Genomic DNA, 19,621 nt, shown 5'->3' on the forward strand with positions numbered 1-19,621 from the left:
AAGGATTTATCTAAAAAAACTACACATTCTCGGAAACTTCTTTCAGTTCAATCATCATTTTTTCAGTGGCAGATTTCAATTCATCAATTCCTTCATTATTAAAAATAACAAAATCGGCGCGCTTGATTTTATCTTTTTCGGGCATTTGTTTATCGATAACCGCCTCGATTCCTCTGTAGGTTTTTTGGTCGCGATCCATCACACGCTTGATGCGGATATTGTCATCAGCAGTTACCAAAACCGATTTGTAACAACTTTCATTGAGTTTTAATTCAAATAAAAGTGCCGTTTCTTTAAAAACAAATTCAGAATTTTGAATTTTAACCCAGTTTTCAAAGTCGATTTTTACAGCGGGATGAATGAGCGTATTGAGTTGAAGCCGCTTTTCATCATCATTAAAAATAATTCCAGAAACATATTTTCTGTTGTAAAAACCGTTTTCGTCGTAAGCATCCTCGCCTAGAAGTTCTTTGATTTTCTTTTTTAAATCTTCATCATTTACAATTTCCTTCGCCCGATCGTCCGAATAATACACCGGAAAACCCATTTCTTCAATAAATTTAGCCACGGTAGATTTTCCGCTACCAATTCCTCCGGTGAGACCGATGATTTTTTTCGACCTTGTTAAACTCTCTTCTTCCATGCTCTAACTTCCTTCAAATTAGTATCCAAAAACTTCGTTCATACTGAAGGTTTCATCTAAACGAACGCCTTTTTCGGTCATTTTCAAACTGGCCAATTCATTATGCGCATCATGTTCGAAGAAAAGAAGATATTCATTATCCACGCATTGTTTCAGGAATTTTCCCTTTTCTTCCATGGTTAGAAGCGGTCGTGTATCGTAACCCATCACATAAACTTGCGGAATATGCCCAACGGTTGGGATGAGATCTGCCGCAAAAACAATGGTTTTTTCCTGATATTGGATCACGGGAAGCATTTGTTTATCGGTATGTCCGTCCACAAAAATCACATCCATTTTCAGATCTGGTGCAAAACCGTAGTTCCCGCTATTCGGTGTAGGCAGAAAATTGAGTTGTCCGCTTTCCTGCATTGGCAAAATATTTTCTTTTAAGAAACTTGCTTTCTCGCGCGGATTGGGTTCTGTAGCCCATTTCCAATGATCTTCGTTGGTCCAGAAATGTGCATTTTTGAAAGCAGGTCGATAACCGGTTTTGTCGTCGTTCCATTCAATCGCACCGCCACAATGGTCGAAATGAAGGTGCGTAAGGAAAACATCGGTAATATCTTCTTTCACAAAACCATATTTTTTAAGATTTTTATCCAAAGAATCATCGCCCCAAAGTGAGTAATGGCCAAAGAATTTCTCATCTTGTTTGTTGCCGAGACCGCAATCAATTAAGATTAATTTTTTTCCATCTTCCACCAAAAGCGAACGGGTTCCAAGCTCGATTAAATTTCTTTCGTCTGCTGGATTGGTCTTTTCCCAAAGCGTTTTCGGAACAACGCCAAACATCGCACCGCCGTCTAACTTAAATTTTCCGCACTGTATAGGATATAGTTTCATATTTAATTTTTTACTAAAATAAGGATTTTTTGAGATACTGATTTTGATGTTTGCAAAGATTTAATTGACTTTTCGTTTAAAGATTTCTCATTTTCTCCGCAATCTTCCTCGAATTTTCATCCGAAGTTTTCTCTAGTTCTTTAATGATATTTCTAAAATCACTTTCTTTTCTGTTTTGGCTCAATTTATTGACAATAAAAATTTCAGTCGGGAAAATATGAATTCCAAAAGCGCCTTTCATTTCCTTTCTCACATATTCATCTCCCATATTTTCCACGAACATCGGGCATTTCTGGGGTTTTTCATATTTAAAAGTCAGCTTTCGGAGATGTTCATAAAGTTCGTCATCATTCATCAGTTTCACTTTTCCCCGGATTTGAACCGCTTCATAATTCCAAGTTGAAACATTTTTATGGTCATACCACGAAGACGAAATATAAGAATGTGCTCCCAGAAAATCACACAGCACTTCGTCACCATCTTTCAGAACTTTTGCCTGAAAATTGGCTTTTGAAATATGAGTTTCGAGGTAAAATCCCGCCTCCGTTTCAGTCATAAGAAACATGGAATGCGTTGCAGCAAGTTTTTCCTGATTGGAGATGAGAAGCGCAAAACCGTTTTCACTGATGAGTTCTTTCATCAGCTCCATGTCTTGGCTTTTATAGATTTTTGGGATGTACATATTGGGCAGTAACTTTTATGAATCGTTATTTACAGATCGCATCAGATATTTTCAGCAGTTCTTCGTCAGTACTTCCGAAAAAAATTGCTCTTTTGAAATCTTCGCAAGCACTTTTCAGATCGCCTTTACCTAAAGCAATATTTCCTCTGGCAAAATATCCGTTGGGATCCTGTGTCACCTCAACATATTTGTTTAAGTCCAGCATAGCCATATCAGGCTTTTTCAATGACAGCAGCAGCATTGCCCTGTTATAATAATTTCCTGCGTATGAATCAGGATCCATTTCAATGGCTTTATCCAGATCTTGGAGGGCAAGATCATTTTTTTCGGTCATATTGTACGCAAAAGATCGTAATGTATAGAGTTTTGCATCCGTGTAGCCCAATTTTTCTGCCTGGTTAAAGTCAGACACAGCACTTTCAAAATCCTTCAACAAATTGTAACTCAGTCCCCTCGCAAAGAACGGTTCGCCGTTGGCAGGATTTTTTTCTATCGATTTAGTAAATAATTTTGCGGCTTCATCAAAATGCTGATTCGCCATTTCTGCCTTTCCTAACTGCAAATACTGAGTATCCTTTTTAGAGGCACACGCATTAAACAGAAGAAATATGATTACAACTAGAATTTGCTTCATAAATAATAAAAATAGTTTAAAACAGCGTATCAGGTCTTTTCGGTATCGAAATATTCAAATGTTTATATGCTTTTTCCGTCACTTCCCTTCCTCTCGGCGTTCTGATGATGAATCCTTCCTGAATGAGGAACGGTTCGTACACTTCTTCTAAAGTTTCCGGATTTTCGCCGATAGAAGTCGCCAATGCAGAAATTCCCACGGGTTTCCCGCGGAAGTTTTCAATCATCACACGCATGATGCGGTTATCCATATCATCAAGACCGAATTCATCCACATTCAAAGAGTTCAGGGCAAACTTTGTAATTCCGATTTCAATTTCTCCGTTTCCTTTAATCTCCGCGAAATCACGTACTCTTCTCAATAAAGCATTTGCAATTCTCGGCGTTCCCCGGCTCCTTCTGGCGATTTCCAGGGCTGCATCTTCATAAATCGGAACGCCCAAAACCCTCGCACTTCTTTCGATAATCATCCCGAGAAGTTCAATCGTATAATATTCTAGTCTGCTCTGGATTCCGAATCGTGCCAGCATCGGTTTTGTCAGCATTCCGCTTCTGGTTGTAGCGCCCACCAGGGTAAAAGGATTCAGGCCAATCTGTACACTTCTTGCATTCGGACCGGTTTCCAGCATGATGTCGATTTTGTAATCTTCCATCGCCGAATACAGATATTCTTCCACAATCGGGGAAAGTCTGTGGATTTCATCGATAAAAAGAACATCGTTTTCCTCCAGATTTGTGAGAAGTCCCGCGAGACTTCCGGGCTTATCCAGCACCGGACCTGAGGTGATTTTGCAGTTCACGCCCAACTCATTGGCAATAATGTGGGCTAAAGTCGTTTTTCCCAATCCCGGTGGGCCGTGCAAAAGAACATGATCCAGCGCGCCACCACGATTTTTGGCGGCTGCTACGAAAACTTCCAAATTATCGAGGGTTTTTCGCTGTCCGGCAAAATCCTGAAAACTCTGGGGACGGATTTTTTCTTCCTGAATCAGTTCATCATCAGAAAAATTTTCCTTATCAGCATGTAAAAAATCGGACATTTTGATTTGAAATTTGTATATCCTCAAAGGTAAAATTTTTTATTGAATCTAATGAGGATGAAAGTACCGCAGAATTTCCACAAAACAAATAATCGAGACAGAAAAGAAAAAACTTTGTTCACTTGATCTTTAAACATTAAATTTACCATTATGAAATTAACCGGCCCATTCAAACAAATCGTTACGCTTGCGAATCTTCCTTTACGAGGAAAACTTTCTGACGATAAACTCGAAATCATCGAAAACGGAGGAATTTTATCCGAAAACGCAAAAATAATCGATGTTGCTGATTTTGATGTTTTAAAAACAGCGAATCCAACTGCAGAAATTGAAAACATAGAAGAGACTCAAGTTGCACTACCCGCTTTCACCGATGCGCACACGCATATTTGTTTTGGCGGAAACCGAGCCAACGATTTTGCGATGAGAAATGCAGGAAAAACTTATCTGGAAATTGCCGAAAGCGGCGGTGGAATTTGGAGTTCCGTGCAGCATACGAGAGTGGCTTCGGAAGACGAATTGCTGAAAACCACTTTAGAAAGAATTAATTTTTTAATTTCTTTGGGAATCACCACGATTGAGATAAAATCCGGTTACGGTTTGAACGTAGAAAACGAATTGAAAATGCTGCGCGTCATCAAAAAAGCACAAAAATTCACCAAAGCAACCTTGGTTCCGACTTGCCTTTCTGCCCATTTGAAACCAAGGGATTTTGAAGGAAATAATGAGGAATACCTCCAATATATTTTAAATGAAATCTTACCAAAAGTAAAAGAAGAAAACCTAGCAAACCGCGTTGATATTTTTATTGAAAAATCAGCTTTTCAGCCGGAAGAAAGCCGAAATTTCCTTATTAAAGCGAAAGAAATGGGCTTTGAAATAACCGTTCACGCCGATCAGTTTACACCTGGAAGCTCGAGAATTGCTGTGGAAGTTGGCGCAAAATCTGCCGATCATTTGGAAGCCACAATCGATGAGGATATTGAGTTTCTCGCATCATCGGAAACCGTGGCGATTGCACTTCCCGGTGCGAGTTTAGGTTTGGGAGAAAAATTTTCACCGGCAAGAAAAATTTTAGATAAAAACGGCATTTTAGCCATCGCATCCGATTGGAATCCCGGATCTGCACCGATGGGAAATCTGATTGCCCAAGCTGCTATTTTAGCAACTTTCGAGAAACTTTCCACGGCAGAAGTTTTGGCGGGAATTACGTTCCGTTCGGCTTTTGCGCTCGGTTTGGAAGATCGCGGGAAACTGGAAAAAGGTAAAAAAGCAGATTTTGTCACCTTTAAAACCGATAATTTTCAAAACGTTTTGTACCAACAAGGAAGTTTGAAAGCAGAAAGTGTTTTTATTGACGGAGAAAAAATTTAATAAAAATAATTATCTTAACGCCTCAAAAATAATACAATGAGCAACTTAGAAATGTGGGAAGTTTTCATCCAAACAAAACCTGGACTTTCCCATAAACACGCAGGAACGGTACAAGCTGCAACTGCAGAAATGGCGCTTCAAGCCGCACGAGATGTGTACACCAGAAGAATGGAAGGAACCTCGATTTGGGTAGTTCCAAGCAAATATATGGTAACATCCGAGGGCATAGACAAGGAAGCATTTTTCGATCCGGCAGACGATAAATTATACCGCCATCCCACTTTTTACGAAATCCCGAACGACGTGAAAAATATGTAAATTCTTAGAAACAAAATTCAAGAAGTAAGAATCAAAACTAACAATCTCAACTCTTAAACCTTGGCTCTTAAATCTCAAAAAAAATGAATCCACTTTTTAATTATCTTTTAAAACTTGCCGATGACACGCTGATTTTCGGGCAAAGATTGGGCGAACTCTGCGGACAAGGACCTTATTTGGAAGAAGATATTGCTTTGACGAATATCGCTTTAGATTACCTCGGTCAATCGAGTAATTTCTATAAATATGCCGCTCAAATTCAAAATGAAGGCAAAACGGAAGACGATTTGGCGTTTCTCCGTTTGGAAAAAGAATATTTGAATTGCCAACTTTCGGAGCTTCCGAACGGCGATTATGCGAATACGATTTTGAAAGTTTATTTCTTTTCGGTTTATCAAAAAATTCTTTATCAGGAATTAATGAAAAGCAGCGACGAACAAATTGCTGCGATTGCCGAAAAATCTTTAAAAGAAGTAAAATACCATTACACACACACTTCGACTTGGGTGAAAATGTTTGCCGATGGAACCGAAGAAAGCAAAACGCGACTGAAAAACGCTGTAGAAAACCTTTGGGAATATACCGCAGGAATGTTTGCTGAAACCAATGGTGAAAAGGATTTGGTAAAATTAGAAATCACTCCGGATTCCGAGAAACTTCATGAAATCTGGAAGCAAAAAGTAACCGAAGATTTCAACAATTTCGGAATTGAAATTCCGGAAAGTGAGTTCATGCAAAAAGGTTCTAGAACCGGTTATCACACTGAATATTTTGGTTATATTCTTTGCGAATTGCAATATATGCAGCGAACTTATCCGAATTGTGTTTGGTAGGTTTTAGTTGAGAGTTGCAAAATTATTGGTCTAGAACTTTTGATAAACTCAATTTATTTTAAACTTTTATAACTTTTGTGGTTAATAAAATCCCGTGATAAAAACAGAACAAGACTTATTCAAACTTCTTTCCCAAATCCCCGATCCCGAAATTCCCGTGATCAACATCGTGGAACTCGGAATTGTGCGCGATGCGAAAATGATTTCCGAAAATGAAGCGGAAATCGTGATTACACCGACTTATTCTGCTTGTCCGGCGATGTTTAATATTGAAGAAGACATTATTAAACTTTTCAAAGAAAAAGGAATTACCACAAAAATCATCACCAAAATTTCCCCAGTTTGGACGACAGATTGGATTACCGATGAAGCCAGAGAAAAACTAAGAAATTACGGAATTACACCTCCCGAAAAAGGCAACCACGAAGATCATCTGAATATCCCGAAAAAATGTCCGAGATGCGGCTCCGAAAATACCACACAAATCGGCCGTTTCGGTTCTACGCTTTGCAAAGCAAGTTACCAGTGCAACGATTGCTTGGAACCCTTTGATTATTTTAAATGTCATTAATTCAATTTGAAAATGTGTTATTCAAGGCATTATTTTAAATAATAATTAAACTTTATCTTTGTGAAAACGCATAATTTTCAAATTAATCTCATTATCAAATTTTCAAATTAAAACGATGTACACTCAACTAGAAATAGAATCTCATTTAGACGGAAAACTTCAAATCGCTTATCTGAACGACGAGAAAACTTTCAACAGCTTAAATAAAACCTTACTTTCTGAACTTCGAACTTTTGTTCATAATGGAAGTCGTGATGAAAAAGTGCGTTGTCTTGCGATTTCCGGACGCGGAAAAGCGTTTTGTTCCGGACAAAATTTGAAAGATGCGATGTCTTTCAACGACTCTGATGAAGATAGAATCATTCAGCGCATTGTGATCGATTATTACAATCCTTTGGTAAAGGAAATTGCAAATGCTAAAAAACCCGTTATTTCTTTGGTAAACGGAGCTGCAGTTGGGGCCGGAGCAATGTTAGCGTTGATTTGTGATATTTCTTTGGCTACCGAATCTTCCTATTTTTCTCAAGCTTTTGTCAACATTGGTTTAATTCCAGATACAGGCGGAACGTATTGGTTACCAAAACTTTTAGGAAGACAACAGGCAAATTATTTAGCATTTACCGGAAAAAAAATATCGGCTGTTGAAGCGAAAAATTTAGGATTAATTGCCGATGTTTTTGAAGATGAAAATTTCATGGAAAATGCAATGGCCGTATTAACTCAAATCTCCAATTTACCGACAAAAGCGATTGCTTTAACGAAAAAAGCTTTCAACGAATCGTATGAAAATTCCCTCAGCGAACAACTTGATATCGAAGGAATCCTGCAACAGGAAGCTGCTGAATCAGAAGATTTCATGGAAGGTGTTTCTGCATTTTTGGAGAAAAGGAAACCAAACTACAAGGGGAAATAATTTAAATATAACAATTTACCAATGTAACAATCTACCAATCTTGCGTTTTGATTGTTACATTGGTAAATTTTCACATTTTTACATTTATGAAAATTGGAATTATCGGTTCCGGAACCATGGGAATTGGAATTGCGCAGGTTGCCGCAACTTCTGGCTGTGAGGTTTTTTTGTATGATGCAAATTCTGCTCAAACAGAAAAATCATTAACAAACCTTAAAAAAATCCTGGACAGATTGGTTGAAAAACAAAAAATATCGTCAGAAAAAAGCGAAGAAATTTTCAACAAAATAAAACCATGTACTGAACTTTCAGATTTTAAAAACTGTGATTTGGTCATTGAAGCCATCATTGAAAATAAAGAAATCAAAACCAAGGTTTTTCAAAATTTAGAAGAAATTGTTTCGGAAAACTGCGTGATTTCGAGCAATACTTCATCGATTTCGATCACTTCCCTATCTTCAGAATTAAAAAATCCGGAACGTTTTATCGGAATTCATTTTTTCAATCCGGCACCGCTGATGCCTTTAGTGGAAATCATTCCCGGACTTTTAACGGAGAAAAATTTAGCCAGAAAAATGTATTCTTTAATGGAAAGTTGGGGCAAAACTCCGGTAATTGCTAAAGATGTTCCCGGATTTATCGTGAACCGAATTGCGCGTCCGTTTTATGGAGAAGCTTTAAGAATTGTCGAAGAAAATATCGCAACTCCCGAACAAATCGATGATGCGATGCGAACATTGGGAAATTTCAAAATGGGACCTTTTGAATTGATGGACTTAATTGGAATTGATGTGAATTTTGCGGTAACAAAAACTGTATATGAGGATTATTTTTACGATCCAAAATACAAACCAAGTTTGCTGCAGCAAAGAATGAGCGAGGCGAAATTACTCGGCAGAAAAACCGGAAAAGGTTTCTACGATTATGCAGAAAACGCTCAAAATCCTGCCGCAGAAAAGAATGAAGAGTTGTATCAGCAAATTTTTATGAGAATCATTTCAATGCTTATCAATGAAGCTGTAGAAGCAAAACGCCTGAAAATTGCCAGCGATGAAGATTTGGAATTGGCAATGCAAAAAGGGGTGAATTACCCGCAAGGTTTGCTGGCGTGGGGAAGAGAAATTGGATACCGAAAAATTTCTGAGACGCTTCAAAACTTATACGAAGAATATCAGGAAGAAAGGTATCGACAAAGCCCGTTGCTGCGCAAAATGTAACAATGTAAAAGTGTAACAATGTGGAAAATGTAACAATAAGAAAATGGGCAATTTAAGATTGAATATTCGCATTACGAAATAGATAAATTGATACACTGTTAAATTGGTAAATTATGACTCCACACGAACTCGCGCAATACATGCTCAATCAGGATGCATTCTCCAAGTGGATGGGAATAAAACTGATTGAGGTACGCGAAAAATATTGCTTAATAGAAATGCCGGTAAAACAGGAAATGATCAACGGACTGAAAACCGTTCACGGCGGTATTACTTTTTCCTTCGCCGATTCCGCACTGGCTTTTTCAAGCAACAATACCAACGAAGCGTCGGTCGCATTGAATTGCACCATAAATTTCACCAAAGCCGTGAAAATGGGCGATATTTTGAGAGCAGAAAGTGTTCTAATTTCCGACACACGTAAAACCGGAATTTACGACATCAAAATCACCAACCAAAAACAGGAATTGGTCGCCGCTTTTCGCGGAACGGTGTATAAAATTGATAAAAAAGTGACGGATTTATAATGATAAATATTTTAAATCATTAAACTCAGAGAACTCTTCGGGAAAACTAAAACACTCGCAAATTCAGCTGATAAAGCGAATTTCTCCAACTTCAAAAAACAATTTTGAAGTTTTTTTTATCTTGATGTAACATATTTCCGAACTTCGTTGTCTTACCTATAAACTAAACTATGACTCACGCAATCTTTAAAGAAACGGTATTCTGTCTCAAGGATGAGATGTATCGTTTTGCAAAAAGATTTGTGATGAGCAGTGACGAAGCCGAAGACATTGTACAGGATTTAATGATAAAATTCTGGCAAAAAAAAGAAGAATTGGCCACATTTGGAAACCTGAAATCATACGCGATGAAATCGGTGAAAAATGAATGTCTGAACCGGCTAAAGCATCACGACGTGAAAATGGGTTTTGCAGATTTTCAATTTCACCGTAGCGAGCTTTACCAAATCGAAACCAACAATTTGAAAGAACACATTCTGAATTTCATCAGGCAACTGCCAGAGAAACAAAAAACCGTGATTCACCTGAAAGATGTTGAAGAATATGAAATCTCGGAAATAGCAAAAATGTTGGAAATGGAAGAAAACGCAGTAAGAATAAATTTAATGCGTGCCCGACAAAAAATTAAAGAACAAATCACCAAATTGATGAATTATGAAAACCGACAAATCACAGGATAAATACAACGAAATCTTCCGAGAGCTCAGGGACGAAAAGATGAACTGGGATTTCGAAGATTTCTTGGCGGAAGCTGAAAAAACAGAAAATCCTATCACTGAGATTTCCGAAAAGAAAAGCGCGTCTTTCCCGAAATTTTATTGGATGGCGGCAAGTGTTGTATTGCTTGTTTCCATGGGAGTTTTCTATAATGTTTCCAACAAGAATAAGATGGACGAGCAAAGTGAATTGGTGAAAAATGAAATCTTAAAACAACAAAACGATTTCCGAAAAAGCAACGAAATTGTTGCGGTAAATAACACCAACGATTCTTTGAAAAGCGTTTCGGATAGTTTGCTTACCGACTCAGTATCAGTAAGCGATAGCGAAGATGTGATTGAAAAAATTCTCCCAAAAAGAGGCAGAATAAAAAGACAAACGCTGCCGCAGTTTGTCAGCAATTCCGCACCTGAAAAATCTGCAACAAAAAAAATTGACCAAAAACCCGATTACGAATCCAACTACGTGATTATCAACGGGCAAAAAATAGAAAACGAACAAGAAGCCATCGATTTAACGAAATATTCGTTCCGAATTCTTTCTGAAAACGTTTCTAAAACAGTAGCTTCAACCGAAGCAATGAACAACTTTAACAATGATTACTAAAATTTAAAATCATGAAAAATTTACTCCTAATATTCGCCCTTACTTTTTCGCATTTCTTTCAAATAAATGCCCAAAAAGATAAATTAGACCAGCTTTTTGATAAATACCAAGAATCCGAAGGTGTTACTTCAATCAAAATCGCAAAACCAATGTTCAACATGCTCAATAAGCTGGATATCAACGATTCTGAATTGGATCAAATTAAACCCTTACTCAATAAAATCAACGGTTTGCGAATCCTTATCGTAGAAAAACCGAATGTGCCAACAAATCCTGGAACTCAAGACAAACTTCTTCTCAGCAATTTTCAAAACCTTCAATCCGAAATTACAAGTTCCATTAAAAACATGAAATACGAGGAATTGATGACCGTGAACAGCAAAGACAACAAGATTAAATTCCTTTCTTCGGATGCAACCAACGGAATTTTAGACAATTTGCTTTTGAACATCAGCTCCGGAGGAAATACCGTTTTGATGATGCTCGATGGGAAAATTTCCATGGACGATGTGAATAATTTGGTGAATGAAGCACAAACCTTTTCCTCTACAAACAGCAACAGCTCCTCGACCTCTATTTCCGATAAAGAAGTACGAAAAGTAAATCAATTCAGCGGTATACAGGTATCTTCGGGGATTAATGTAAGTTTCACCCAAGATGTTACACAAAAAATTATAGTAGATTCCGACCGACCAGAATTAATCAAAACCGAACTGGTGGGCGACATTTTAAAAATATATGTAGACAACAGCAAAGAGCGAAATCTTAAATTCAAAAAAATAAATGTATCGATTTCGGCTCCGGAACTCAGCAAAATAGCAGTCAATTCGGGAGCGAGTTTTTCTACGCTTAACACCATAAAAAGCCCATATTTCCAAATTGCAACAACTTCAGGTGCTAATCTGAAAGCCGACTTGGACACAAAAGGAAAAATCGAACTTGCCACGGCTTCCGGGTCTACAATTCACCTGAATGCGATCGCAAACGAACTAGAAATGAGTGCATCAAGCGGCTCTTCAACAACATTAAACGGAATAATTAATGATGTCAACATGGCGGTTTCCTCCGCGGCAAATGTGAATGCACAAGATCTTTTAACAAAAAAATCGACGATTAGCGCATCCTCCGCAGCGGATGTAAAAGTGAACGTCACTGAAGAATTAAAAGTGATTGGAACTTCAGGAGCAACTGTAAGATACCGTGCCAACTCCACCGTGAATCGCAACGCGTCACTTTCCGGAAGAGCTTCTATGAAACCATTATAAAAATTCATCATGAAAAAAAAAATCTCTATTATTTTATTGGTACTCGCAGTATTCAGTTTGCAATCGTGCATGGTTTCGAACTCGCCAAAAATGGGCTTCTTTGATAATCCTTACTACGATTATGGCGGCGCAAAATTCACAAGCATCAATGTTCCGATGTTTCTCGCAAAACCAATCGTGAAGAAAGCTTTGAGAGAAGACGGCGAAAGCGAAGAACTCATCAACCTCATCAAAAAAGTTTCGGATGTGAAGGTGATGACGGTAGAAAATGGCAATAAAGAAATGTTGGGCGATTTCGCGAAATATCTCACTTCCAACAATTTTGAGGAATGGATGACGGTAAAAAAAGCCGATGAAACCATCAATTTCCAAGCGAAACAAACCGGCGATGTGATTAAAAAACTAATGGTCACCGTGCATTCCGGGAAAGAATTGGTTTTTGTGGATGTGACAGGAAAATTCACCGCCGATGATGTATCGAGAATCATTAATTATTCAGAAAAAAACGATGTGAAAAAATTGACTTCGAAATAAAAAAATAACCGCAGCTTTTTCTGCGGTTGTTTTTTTCAAAAGCAATTATAACATTAATTTTCCTTAATAGAAAACCCCTATTTCCATTTTCCAAAAAAAAAACATAATTTTGCAAGAAAGTAAAGATGTCTATTCACAACAAAATCGTAGAAACGGCCATCACTTTCGATGACGTTCTACTTATCCCTTCTTACTCAGAAGTTCTGCCTAATCAGGTTTCCCTCAAATCAAGACTTTCCGATAAAATCACGCTCAATGCGCCCATCGTTTCCGCTGCAATGGATACGGTTACCGAGGCCGAAATGGCGATTGCAATGGCAAGAATTGGAGGAATTGGTTTCATCCACAAAAATATGCCAATTGACGAACAAGCCGCGCAAGTTTATCGCGTGAAACGTTCTGAAAATGGAATGATTACCGATCCTGTGACTTTATCAAAAGACCACACTTTAGCTCAGGCTAAAGAAATGATGACCAATTTCAAAATCTCCGGACTTCCCGTGGTTGATGCGGAGAATAAACTCATCGGAATCATCACCAACCGAGATGTGAAATACCAAGAAAACCTCGATGCAAAGGTAGAAGAACTGATGACCAAAGACCACCTCATCACTTCCGATAAAGAAACCAATCTCGAACAGGCAAAAGCTATTCTTCTTCAAAATCGCGTGGAAAAACTTCCAATCGTTGATAAAGATTTCAAATTGGTTGGTTTAATTACCATTAAAGACATTGACAATCAATTGGAATACCCGAATGCCAATAAAGACAAAAACGGCCGACTCATCGTTGGAGCAGGCGTTGGAGTTGGCGAAGATACAATGGATCGCGTAGCTGCATTGGTAAAAGCTGGTGTCGACATTATCGCGGTAGATTCTGCTCACGGTCATTCGAAAGGCGTTTTAGATAAAATCAAAGAAATTCGTACCGGTTTCCCAGATTTGGATATTGTTGGTGGAAATATTGTAACTGCTGAAGCTGCAAAAGACCTCATCGAAGTAGGTGCAAATGTGTTGAAAGTAGGTGTTGGTCCGGGTTCTATCTGTACCACAAGAGTTGTTGCCGGAGTTGGTGTTCCTCAACTTTCCGCAATTTATAATGTTTTTGAATACGCAAAAACTAAAAATGTAGCTGTAATTGCTGATGGTGGAATCAAACTTTCCGGAGATATCGTGAAAGCTTTGGCTTCCGGAGCAAATGCGGTAATGCTTGGTTCGCTACTTGCCGGAACTGATGAAGCTCCAGGTGAGGAAATTATTTTCCAAGGAAGAAAATTCAAAGCATATCAAGGAATGGGTTCTCTCTCAGCGATGAGACGTGGCGGAAAAGAAAGATATTTCCAAAGTGAAGCGAAGAAATTTGTTCCGGAAGGTATCGAAGGTCGAGTTCCTCACAAAGGAAAATTAGAAGAAGTTGTTTTCCAATTAACAGGCGGAATTCGCGCTGGAATGGGTTATTGCGGAACCAAAGACATAGAAACCTTGCAAAAAGACGGCAAAATGGTGATGATCACCGGAAGCGGATTGAAAGAATCGCATCCACATGATGTAATTATTACTCAGGAAGCGCCGAATTATTCTTTATAAAATTTATTTTACTCAAGGGTTGCAAATTAGCAACCCTTTTTTTGCGTTTTATTTTGGGTTTAATTTCTTAAATTTACTCCAAAATCATCCGATATATGAGATCTTACTCCCTATTTTTGTTGCTTTTTCTTTTGGTTCAGTGTGATGTTTTCCCATCCACAATTCCAATTTATCAACCTAGGACTTCTTCTGCTTCAGCAAATGAAAGCAAAGAGTTCGATGAACTGATGGAAAAAGATCAAATCAATAAAAAGAAGGTTACAGCAGAAGTCCTCACCTATCTTCTCAATGATACCGAGTATGATGATCCGAAAACCGCAGCAGTAATCGAAAATAATTCGAATTGCAATATCATACTAAGGTTGGTAGAAATTCAGGGAAACCGCATTTACAATCTTCCAATTCCGAAAAACAGCAAAAATCAATTTATCATTTATAAAGGGAGTTACACCTTAAAATCCAACGTTTGTGATGCAAAATATTATTCCCAGAAATTAATCAGTACGCCACTGCTCTTGAAACTTTCGGGAAATTAAATATCCGGTTCGGAGGAATTATTTTTGCCTAAATTTTCTTTAAAATCTTCGATTCTCCAATAGGTTCCGGCATTTCCTTTTTCGATTTTTTCTTTGGAATAAAGACGGAAATCGTTTTCGGTTTTATCTAAAAGATAATCATAAGGTCCCACCGAAGAAATGAGTTTCACCAAAACTGGAGAAATCTCCAAACAGATAAAAAGTCCCATGATAAAACTCGCTGCGAGTCCGATAATTGCGGAGTTTTTTCCTAATTCATCCAATGCCTGAAGTCTGGCCGCAAAACCATTGAATTTATCCTCAAAAGTTTCAGTTTTATTTCTTTCTGTTTCGATGTTGGTGTAAACTTTAGAAATTTCTTTGTCTAAATATTCGAGTCTTGGCGCGATTTGCTTTTGATAATTTTCCAAATCTTGGCGACGTTGTTCTTTCAATTCAGATTTTCTTTTTGCATTCGAACCAAAACCTACTTTCCCACTCGTCAAACCACTTTGTTTCCCCAAAATTTCCTTCTCCAATTCTACTGCCGCAGAATCGTATGATTTTTGATAATCCGCAATTTTAGCTGCAATTTGTTTTTTTTCGGTCTCAAATGGGCCAGATTGTTGCAAAATTCTGCCATTCATTTCCGCTTGAAGTTGGGTTTTATTTCTTTGGATAATGGTATTGAGCTGTTTGTTGACTTCCTTTTCAAAGATTTTCAGTTCTAGAGGTTTCGAAATAATAATTCCTAAAAAGGTGGCTAAAATCAATCTCGGAATCGCCATTAAAATCTGATTCCACCAAGTTCCTGTTTTCTTGATAGATGAAACGATATACCGGTCGAGATTAAAAATCATCAATCCCCAAAGAACTCCAAATCCTGTGGAAACCCAAAGATCATCAAACACCGTAAACATCCCATATCCAGCTGATAAAGTTGCGAAAACAGCCGTAAACAAAACGATTCCACCGATTCCTGCAAATTTGTTCCATTCACTCGGAGTTTTCCTCAAAATATGAAGATTTCCGCCGGAACAAACGATCAAAAATTGCTGAAACAAATTCATTTTGTGGTTCACCGGATTTATATTTTGTGATTTATTTTTCATTTTTTACAATTTTAAAGTTCATAAAACTTTTACAATTTGTCCTTAAAAACGTCACAATGTTACAGATAGTATTAGGTTTAACCAAGAAGATATCTTGTAGAATTTTTGTAAATAGATTTTACAAATTAACTTTTTAATAATCTGATAGTTATGGATTTTTTAAATAAATGTTCGAAAATCATTATTATTTAATTCGATCCGGATTTTGCTTCAAAAAACTATCCCATCCGGAATAATTTTTATCTGAAACCAAATTTCCGGAGTTGAAATGATGACAAACCGCCACCGCCAAACCATCGGAAGCATCGAGGTATTTGGTGGGAAATTCCTTTAGTTTTAAAAGATTTTTCAGCATACCAGCGACTTGCTCTTTACTCGCATTTCCGTTTCCGGTGATCGCCATTTTGATTTTTTTCGGAGAATATTCGATAATAGGAATATCCCGATGAAGCGACGCCGCCATCGCCACTCCTTGCGCGCGACCGAGTTTCAGCATACTTTGCACATTTTTCCCAAAAAAAGGCGCTTCCAAAGCAACTTCATCCGGATGATATTCATCTATTAAAGCTAAAGTTTTATCAAAAATGATTTTGAGTTTGGTTTCGTGGTTAGGATATTTCTTTAAAATAAGTTCATGAATGGAAACCAATTCGATGAAACTGCCCTTCACCGAGATAATTCCGAAACCCATAATCGTGGTTCCCGGATCGATTCCTAAGATGATTTTTTCTGTTTGCACCTCACAAAAATAGCAGTTTCAAACAAATTTAAAGACTTGAAAGCAATTAATTCATCAAAATAATTCTAAATTTGTTACACATAACTTCAATTCATTGAATATAAACAACCTTCATTGAATTTTTTATAAAAATTAATAAAACAAAATAATCCGAATTAATATCAAAATTTAATTAAACATGAAAAAAATTCTATTAAGCCTAACTCTGATTACTGCGCTTTCGGCAGGAAATCTGGTGAATGCTCAAAAAACAGAAGCTCCAAAATTCGTCTCTAATATCGAGGGAACCAAGGAATATTCCCTGAACAACGGGATGAAAATCCTGCTTCTACCCGATCCTTCACAAAGCAATATGGTAGTGAACATCATCTATAATGTCGGTTCAAAAGACGAAGGTTACGGCGAAAAAGGAATGGCTCACTTGCTGGAACATATGCTTTTTAAAAGCACTAAAAATCTCGGAGACATCAAGAAACAACTTTCCGACAAAGGTGGCGCGGCAAACGGAACAACCTATTACGACCGAACCAATTACTACGAAATTTTTCCTTCCAATGATGAAAATTTGAAATGGGCATTGATGATGGAAGCCGACAGAATGCTGAATGCCACGATTTTGCAAAGCGACCTCGATAAAGAATTTTCTGTGGTGAGAAATGAATTCGAAATTGGTGAAAATGACCCGACTGGAGTTCTTATGGAAAAAGTATTTTCCACAGCGTATTTGTGGCACAACTACGGGAACAGCACCATCGGAAGTAAAGAAGACATCGAAAGGGTGAAAGCTCCAGTTCTTAGAAAATTTTACGAAAAATATTACCAACCTGATAACGCAACTTTGGTCATTGCAGGGAAATTCGACGAAGCAAATGCGCTAAAATATGTTTCAGAATATTTCGCTCCGCTTCAGAAACCTTCGCGAGAACTCGGCGGAACTTACACCGTGGAACCCGCTCAAGATGGGGAAAAATTCGTTGAAGTGAAAAGATCCGGAGACAGCAAAATTGTTTCGGCAGCTTATCATACCGCGGCTTATGCGGACAAAGATTACGCTGCTTTGGATGCATTAATTGAAGTTTTAACCGCTGATCCATCCGGTTATCTTTATAAAAACTTGGTCGAAACGCAAAAAGTATCGAGTTTATGGGCGTATTCGCCGACTGTGAGAGATGCGGGATTGGTTTATTTCCATTTTGATGTTCCGAAAGATAAAGATTTGGAAGCAACAAAAAATCTGGTAAGAACTGAACTCGATAAAATCGCTACAACCGTTTACACCGAACAAGATTTAGCAAGAGCGAAAGCAAAACTTTTAAAACAAATAGAAAACAACAAGAACAACACCATCAACAAAGCCATTGGATTAACTGAAATTGTAGGAGCCGGTGGTTATAAATTGGCATTTCTTTATCGCGATAATGTTGAAAAATTAAGTCTTGCAGATCTTAACAGAGTTGCACAGAAATATTTTAAAAGCAACAACAGAACCGTTGGTATGTTTATCCCTTCCAAAGAGGAACAACGCGTAAAACCTACCGAATTTAGCAATGACCAAATTGCCGCATTAACTAAAGATTACAAAGGAAAAGCGCTAGAAAAAGAAGCCGCACCTTTCGAAGCGAGCATTGCCAACTTGAAGAAAAATTTGAATGAAGGCGTACTTTCCAACGGAATGAAATACGGTTTGGTCAACAAAGAATTGAAAGGTGACAAAATAATCGCCAACTTCAGATTCCTCATCGGAAACGAGAAAGAATTAGCCGGAAAATCGTCTGTAGGAGCTTTAACCGCTGCTTTGCTCAACGCCGGAACCAAAACAAAAACCAAAGAACAAATTCAGGATCGATTGGATCAGCTGAATTCTTCATTAGGTTTCCGAACTTCTGGTCAAAATTTCTTGGTGAATGTTACTACTTATAAAAACAATTTCGCCGAAGTGATGGATATTTTGCAGGATATTTTAGCCAATGCAACTTTCCCGCAAAACGAAATCACCAAGATGATTGCAGAAAATAACACCTATTTGGAATCCCAACAAAAAGATCCGCAAGCGATTGCGAGCAACGAACTTCAGCGTTTGGCAAATCCTTACCCGAAAGAAAGTATTTTCTACACCCCAACATTACAAGAAGAAATCGACAATAACAAAAAAGTTACCCGCGACCAAATCACTGCTTTCTACCAAAATTTAATGGGCGCAAGCAATGGTTTCGGTACCATTTTAGGAAGTATCGATGCGAAAACTGCCACAAATTCATTAGAAAAAACCTTCGGAAAATTCACTGCAAAAACCAAATATTCCGAAGTGAAACCTACTTATTTTGAAACCCAAAAAGCAGACAAAAACTTCATCACTCCTGATAAAGAAAACGCAGTCGCTCTCGGAACTCAAAAATTCAAAATGGATCAAAAACATCCTGATTATGCAGCTTTGGTGATGGCCAATGAAATCCTCGGAAGCGGTGGTTTCCTTTCGGCAAGACTTCCGATGAGATTGCGCGAAAAAGAAGGAATCAGCTACGGTGTGGGTTCTTACCTCAACGTTCCGGTGACCAATGATGTTGCTTCTTGGAATTATTATGCGTTCCTAAATCCAACCAAAAGAGACGCTGTAGAAGTCGCTTGGAAAGAAGAAGTTGCCAAAGCTTTGAAAGACGGTTTTACCGCTCAGGAATTAACTGACAACAAGAAAAGTTACGCTAACATTCAGCAAACTAATCTTGGAATGGATAATACTTTGATCAATTTGGTCAACAAAAAACTTCAGTACGGCGTTGCGCTTGAGGATTATGACGCTTTGAACACGAAAATTCAAGCACTAAAATTAGAAGAAGTGAACGCTGCACTAAAGAAATATTTAAGTTTAGACAAAATTGTTTCGGTGTACGCGGGAGATTTCAACAAGAAATAA

The 19,621-nt window shown here is 37.9% G+C and carries 21 protein-coding genes; 14 read left to right on the forward strand and 7 right to left on the reverse strand.

Annotated elements, in window-relative coordinates; translation table 11 throughout:
• Positions 1-19: 19 nt before the first annotated feature.
• The 5 genes from coaE to ruvB form a co-directional block, all read right to left on the reverse strand.
• Positions 20-643, reverse strand: coding sequence for a dephospho-CoA kinase (gene coaE / locus NOV28_RS10100; protein WP_255930555.1), 624 nt, complete (start codon positions 641-643; stop codon positions 20-22).
• Between the two features lie 18 nt (positions 644-661).
• A complete protein-coding gene (locus NOV28_RS10105) occupies positions 662-1,528 on the reverse strand; it encodes an MBL fold metallo-hydrolase (protein WP_255930557.1) in 867 nt (288 codons plus the stop codon).
• Between the two features lie 76 nt (positions 1,529-1,604).
• Positions 1,605-2,210 (reverse strand): FMN-binding negative transcriptional regulator, encoded by a 606-nt coding sequence (locus NOV28_RS10110; RefSeq protein WP_255930559.1) that lies wholly within the window; start codon positions 2,208-2,210, stop codon positions 1,605-1,607.
• Between the two features lie 25 nt (positions 2,211-2,235).
• On the reverse strand, positions 2,236-2,844 hold the full coding sequence (locus tag NOV28_RS10115) for a tetratricopeptide repeat protein (RefSeq protein ID WP_255930561.1): 609 nt from the start codon (positions 2,842-2,844) through the stop codon (positions 2,236-2,238).
• A gap of 16 nt (positions 2,845-2,860) precedes the next feature.
• The gene (gene ruvB / locus NOV28_RS10120) at positions 2,861-3,883 is read right to left on the reverse strand and encodes a Holliday junction branch migration DNA helicase RuvB (RefSeq protein WP_255930562.1); all 1,023 of its coding nucleotides are present in this window, start codon (positions 3,881-3,883) and stop codon (positions 2,861-2,863) included.
• Positions 3,884-4,033: 150 nt separating this feature from the next.
• Here ruvB and hutI point away from each other — a divergent pair, with 150 nt between their 5' ends.
• From hutI to NOV28_RS10185, 13 genes are all read left to right on the forward strand, one after another.
• Positions 4,034-5,257 (forward strand): imidazolonepropionase, encoded by a 1,224-nt coding sequence (gene hutI / locus NOV28_RS10125; RefSeq protein ID WP_255930564.1) that lies wholly within the window; start codon positions 4,034-4,036, stop codon positions 5,255-5,257.
• A gap of 36 nt (positions 5,258-5,293) precedes the next feature.
• Positions 5,294-5,575, forward strand: coding sequence for a 1,2-phenylacetyl-CoA epoxidase subunit PaaB (paaB, locus tag NOV28_RS10130; RefSeq protein WP_255930574.1), 282 nt, complete (start codon positions 5,294-5,296; stop codon positions 5,573-5,575).
• 83 nt (positions 5,576-5,658) lie between these two features.
• Positions 5,659-6,408, forward strand: a complete 750-nt coding sequence (paaC, locus tag NOV28_RS10135; protein ID WP_255930576.1) for a 1,2-phenylacetyl-CoA epoxidase subunit PaaC — start codon at positions 5,659-5,661, stop codon at positions 6,406-6,408.
• A 94-nt stretch (positions 6,409-6,502) separates the two neighbouring features.
• Positions 6,503-6,979 (forward strand): 1,2-phenylacetyl-CoA epoxidase subunit PaaD, encoded by a 477-nt coding sequence (gene paaD, locus NOV28_RS10140; RefSeq protein ID WP_380265628.1) that lies wholly within the window; start codon positions 6,503-6,505, stop codon positions 6,977-6,979.
• 115 nt (positions 6,980-7,094) lie between these two features.
• Entirely contained in the window at positions 7,095-7,892 is a 798-nt protein-coding gene (locus tag NOV28_RS10145) for an enoyl-CoA hydratase-related protein (RefSeq protein ID WP_255930578.1), read from the forward strand.
• A gap of 86 nt (positions 7,893-7,978) precedes the next feature.
• On the forward strand, positions 7,979-9,109 hold the full coding sequence (locus tag NOV28_RS10150; protein ID WP_255930580.1) for a 3-hydroxyacyl-CoA dehydrogenase NAD-binding domain-containing protein: 1,131 nt from the start codon (positions 7,979-7,981) through the stop codon (positions 9,107-9,109).
• 113 nt (positions 9,110-9,222) lie between these two features.
• Positions 9,223-9,636 carry a PaaI family thioesterase gene (locus NOV28_RS10155; RefSeq protein ID WP_255930582.1) on the forward strand — a complete coding sequence of 138 codons (414 nt, stop codon included), beginning with the start codon at positions 9,223-9,225 and terminating at the stop codon, positions 9,634-9,636.
• 170 nt (positions 9,637-9,806) lie between these two features.
• A complete protein-coding gene (locus NOV28_RS10160) occupies positions 9,807-10,316 on the forward strand; it encodes a GFO_1088 family ECF-type sigma factor (RefSeq protein ID WP_255930584.1) in 510 nt (169 codons plus the stop codon).
• Positions 10,291-10,959, forward strand: a complete 669-nt coding sequence (locus NOV28_RS10165; RefSeq protein ID WP_255930586.1) for a hypothetical protein — start codon at positions 10,291-10,293, stop codon at positions 10,957-10,959. Before NOV28_RS10160 ends, NOV28_RS10165 begins: the two co-directional genes overlap by 26 nt.
• Before the next feature lie 11 nt (positions 10,960-10,970).
• Positions 10,971-12,224: a DUF4252 domain-containing protein gene (locus NOV28_RS10170; protein WP_255930588.1), complete on the forward strand. Its 1,254-nt coding sequence runs from the start codon at positions 10,971-10,973 to the stop codon at positions 12,222-12,224.
• 9 nt (positions 12,225-12,233) lie between these two features.
• Positions 12,234-12,758, forward strand: a complete 525-nt coding sequence (locus NOV28_RS10175; RefSeq protein WP_255930590.1) for a DUF4252 domain-containing protein — start codon at positions 12,234-12,236, stop codon at positions 12,756-12,758.
• A 125-nt stretch (positions 12,759-12,883) separates the two neighbouring features.
• On the forward strand, positions 12,884-14,344 hold the full coding sequence (guaB, locus tag NOV28_RS10180) for an IMP dehydrogenase (protein ID WP_255930601.1): 1,461 nt from the start codon (positions 12,884-12,886) through the stop codon (positions 14,342-14,344).
• A gap of 95 nt (positions 14,345-14,439) precedes the next feature.
• Positions 14,440-14,880 (forward strand): DUF6759 domain-containing protein, encoded by a 441-nt coding sequence (locus tag NOV28_RS10185; RefSeq protein ID WP_255930603.1) that lies wholly within the window; start codon positions 14,440-14,442, stop codon positions 14,878-14,880.
• On the opposite strand, the gene NOV28_RS10190 is transcribed toward NOV28_RS10185, so the two are convergent.
• On the reverse strand, positions 14,877-15,971 hold the full coding sequence (locus NOV28_RS10190; RefSeq protein WP_255930605.1) for a DUF4407 domain-containing protein: 1,095 nt from the start codon (positions 15,969-15,971) through the stop codon (positions 14,877-14,879). The two genes, NOV28_RS10185 and NOV28_RS10190, sit on opposite strands and share 4 nt — an antisense overlap.
• Before the next feature lie 184 nt (positions 15,972-16,155).
• Entirely contained in the window at positions 16,156-16,710 is a 555-nt protein-coding gene (gene ruvC / locus NOV28_RS10195) for a crossover junction endodeoxyribonuclease RuvC (RefSeq protein ID WP_255930607.1), read from the reverse strand.
• 178 nt (positions 16,711-16,888) lie between these two features.
• Here ruvC and NOV28_RS10200 point away from each other — a divergent pair, with 178 nt between their 5' ends.
• Positions 16,889-19,621 carry a M16 family metallopeptidase gene (locus NOV28_RS10200; RefSeq protein WP_255930609.1) on the forward strand — a complete coding sequence of 911 codons (2,733 nt, stop codon included), beginning with the start codon at positions 16,889-16,891 and terminating at the stop codon, positions 19,619-19,621.

This window comes from Kaistella montana (assembly GCF_024436175.1).
Lineage (GTDB): Bacteria > Bacteroidota > Bacteroidia > Flavobacteriales > Weeksellaceae > Kaistella > Kaistella montana.

Bases quoted from the DNA above. Each gene is read 5' to 3' on its own strand.
- paaC (WP_255930576.1), top strand. From the start codon at position 5,659: ATGAATCCACTTTTTAATTATCTTTTAAAACTTGCCGATGACACGCTG.
- NOV28_RS10170 (WP_255930588.1), top strand. From the start codon at position 10,971: ATGAAAAATTTACTCCTAATATTCGCCCTTACTTTTTCGCATTTCTTT.
- NOV28_RS10150 (WP_255930580.1), top strand. From the start codon at position 7,979: ATGAAAATTGGAATTATCGGTTCCGGAACCATGGGAATTGGAATTGCG.
- paaB (WP_255930574.1), top strand. From the start codon at position 5,294: ATGAGCAACTTAGAAATGTGGGAAGTTTTCATCCAAACAAAACCTGGA.
- NOV28_RS10175 (WP_255930590.1), top strand. From the start codon at position 12,234: ATGAAAAAAAAAATCTCTATTATTTTATTGGTACTCGCAGTATTCAGT.
- NOV28_RS10110 (WP_255930559.1), bottom strand. From the start codon at position 2,210: ATGTACATCCCAAAAATCTATAAAAGCCAAGACATGGAGCTGATGAAA.
- NOV28_RS10115 (WP_255930561.1), bottom strand. From the start codon at position 2,844: ATGAAGCAAATTCTAGTTGTAATCATATTTCTTCTGTTTAATGCGTGT.
- NOV28_RS10105 (WP_255930557.1), bottom strand. From the start codon at position 1,528: ATGAAACTATATCCTATACAGTGCGGAAAATTTAAGTTAGACGGCGGT.
- NOV28_RS10165 (WP_255930586.1), top strand. From the start codon at position 10,291: ATGAAAACCGACAAATCACAGGATAAATACAACGAAATCTTCCGAGAG.
- NOV28_RS10200 (WP_255930609.1), top strand. From the start codon at position 16,889: ATGAAAAAAATTCTATTAAGCCTAACTCTGATTACTGCGCTTTCGGCA.
- NOV28_RS10160 (WP_255930584.1), top strand. From the start codon at position 9,807: ATGACTCACGCAATCTTTAAAGAAACGGTATTCTGTCTCAAGGATGAG.
- ruvB (WP_255930562.1), bottom strand. From the start codon at position 3,883: ATGTCCGATTTTTTACATGCTGATAAGGAAAATTTTTCTGATGATGAA.
- NOV28_RS10185 (WP_255930603.1), top strand. From the start codon at position 14,440: ATGAGATCTTACTCCCTATTTTTGTTGCTTTTTCTTTTGGTTCAGTGT.
- NOV28_RS10145 (WP_255930578.1), top strand. From the start codon at position 7,095: ATGTACACTCAACTAGAAATAGAATCTCATTTAGACGGAAAACTTCAA.
- hutI (WP_255930564.1), top strand. From the start codon at position 4,034: ATGAAATTAACCGGCCCATTCAAACAAATCGTTACGCTTGCGAATCTT.
- coaE (WP_255930555.1), bottom strand. From the start codon at position 643: ATGGAAGAAGAGAGTTTAACAAGGTCGAAAAAAATCATCGGTCTCACC.
- NOV28_RS10155 (WP_255930582.1), top strand. From the start codon at position 9,223: ATGACTCCACACGAACTCGCGCAATACATGCTCAATCAGGATGCATTC.
- NOV28_RS10190 (WP_255930605.1), bottom strand. From the start codon at position 15,971: ATGAAAAATAAATCACAAAATATAAATCCGGTGAACCACAAAATGAAT.
- guaB (WP_255930601.1), top strand. From the start codon at position 12,884: ATGTCTATTCACAACAAAATCGTAGAAACGGCCATCACTTTCGATGAC.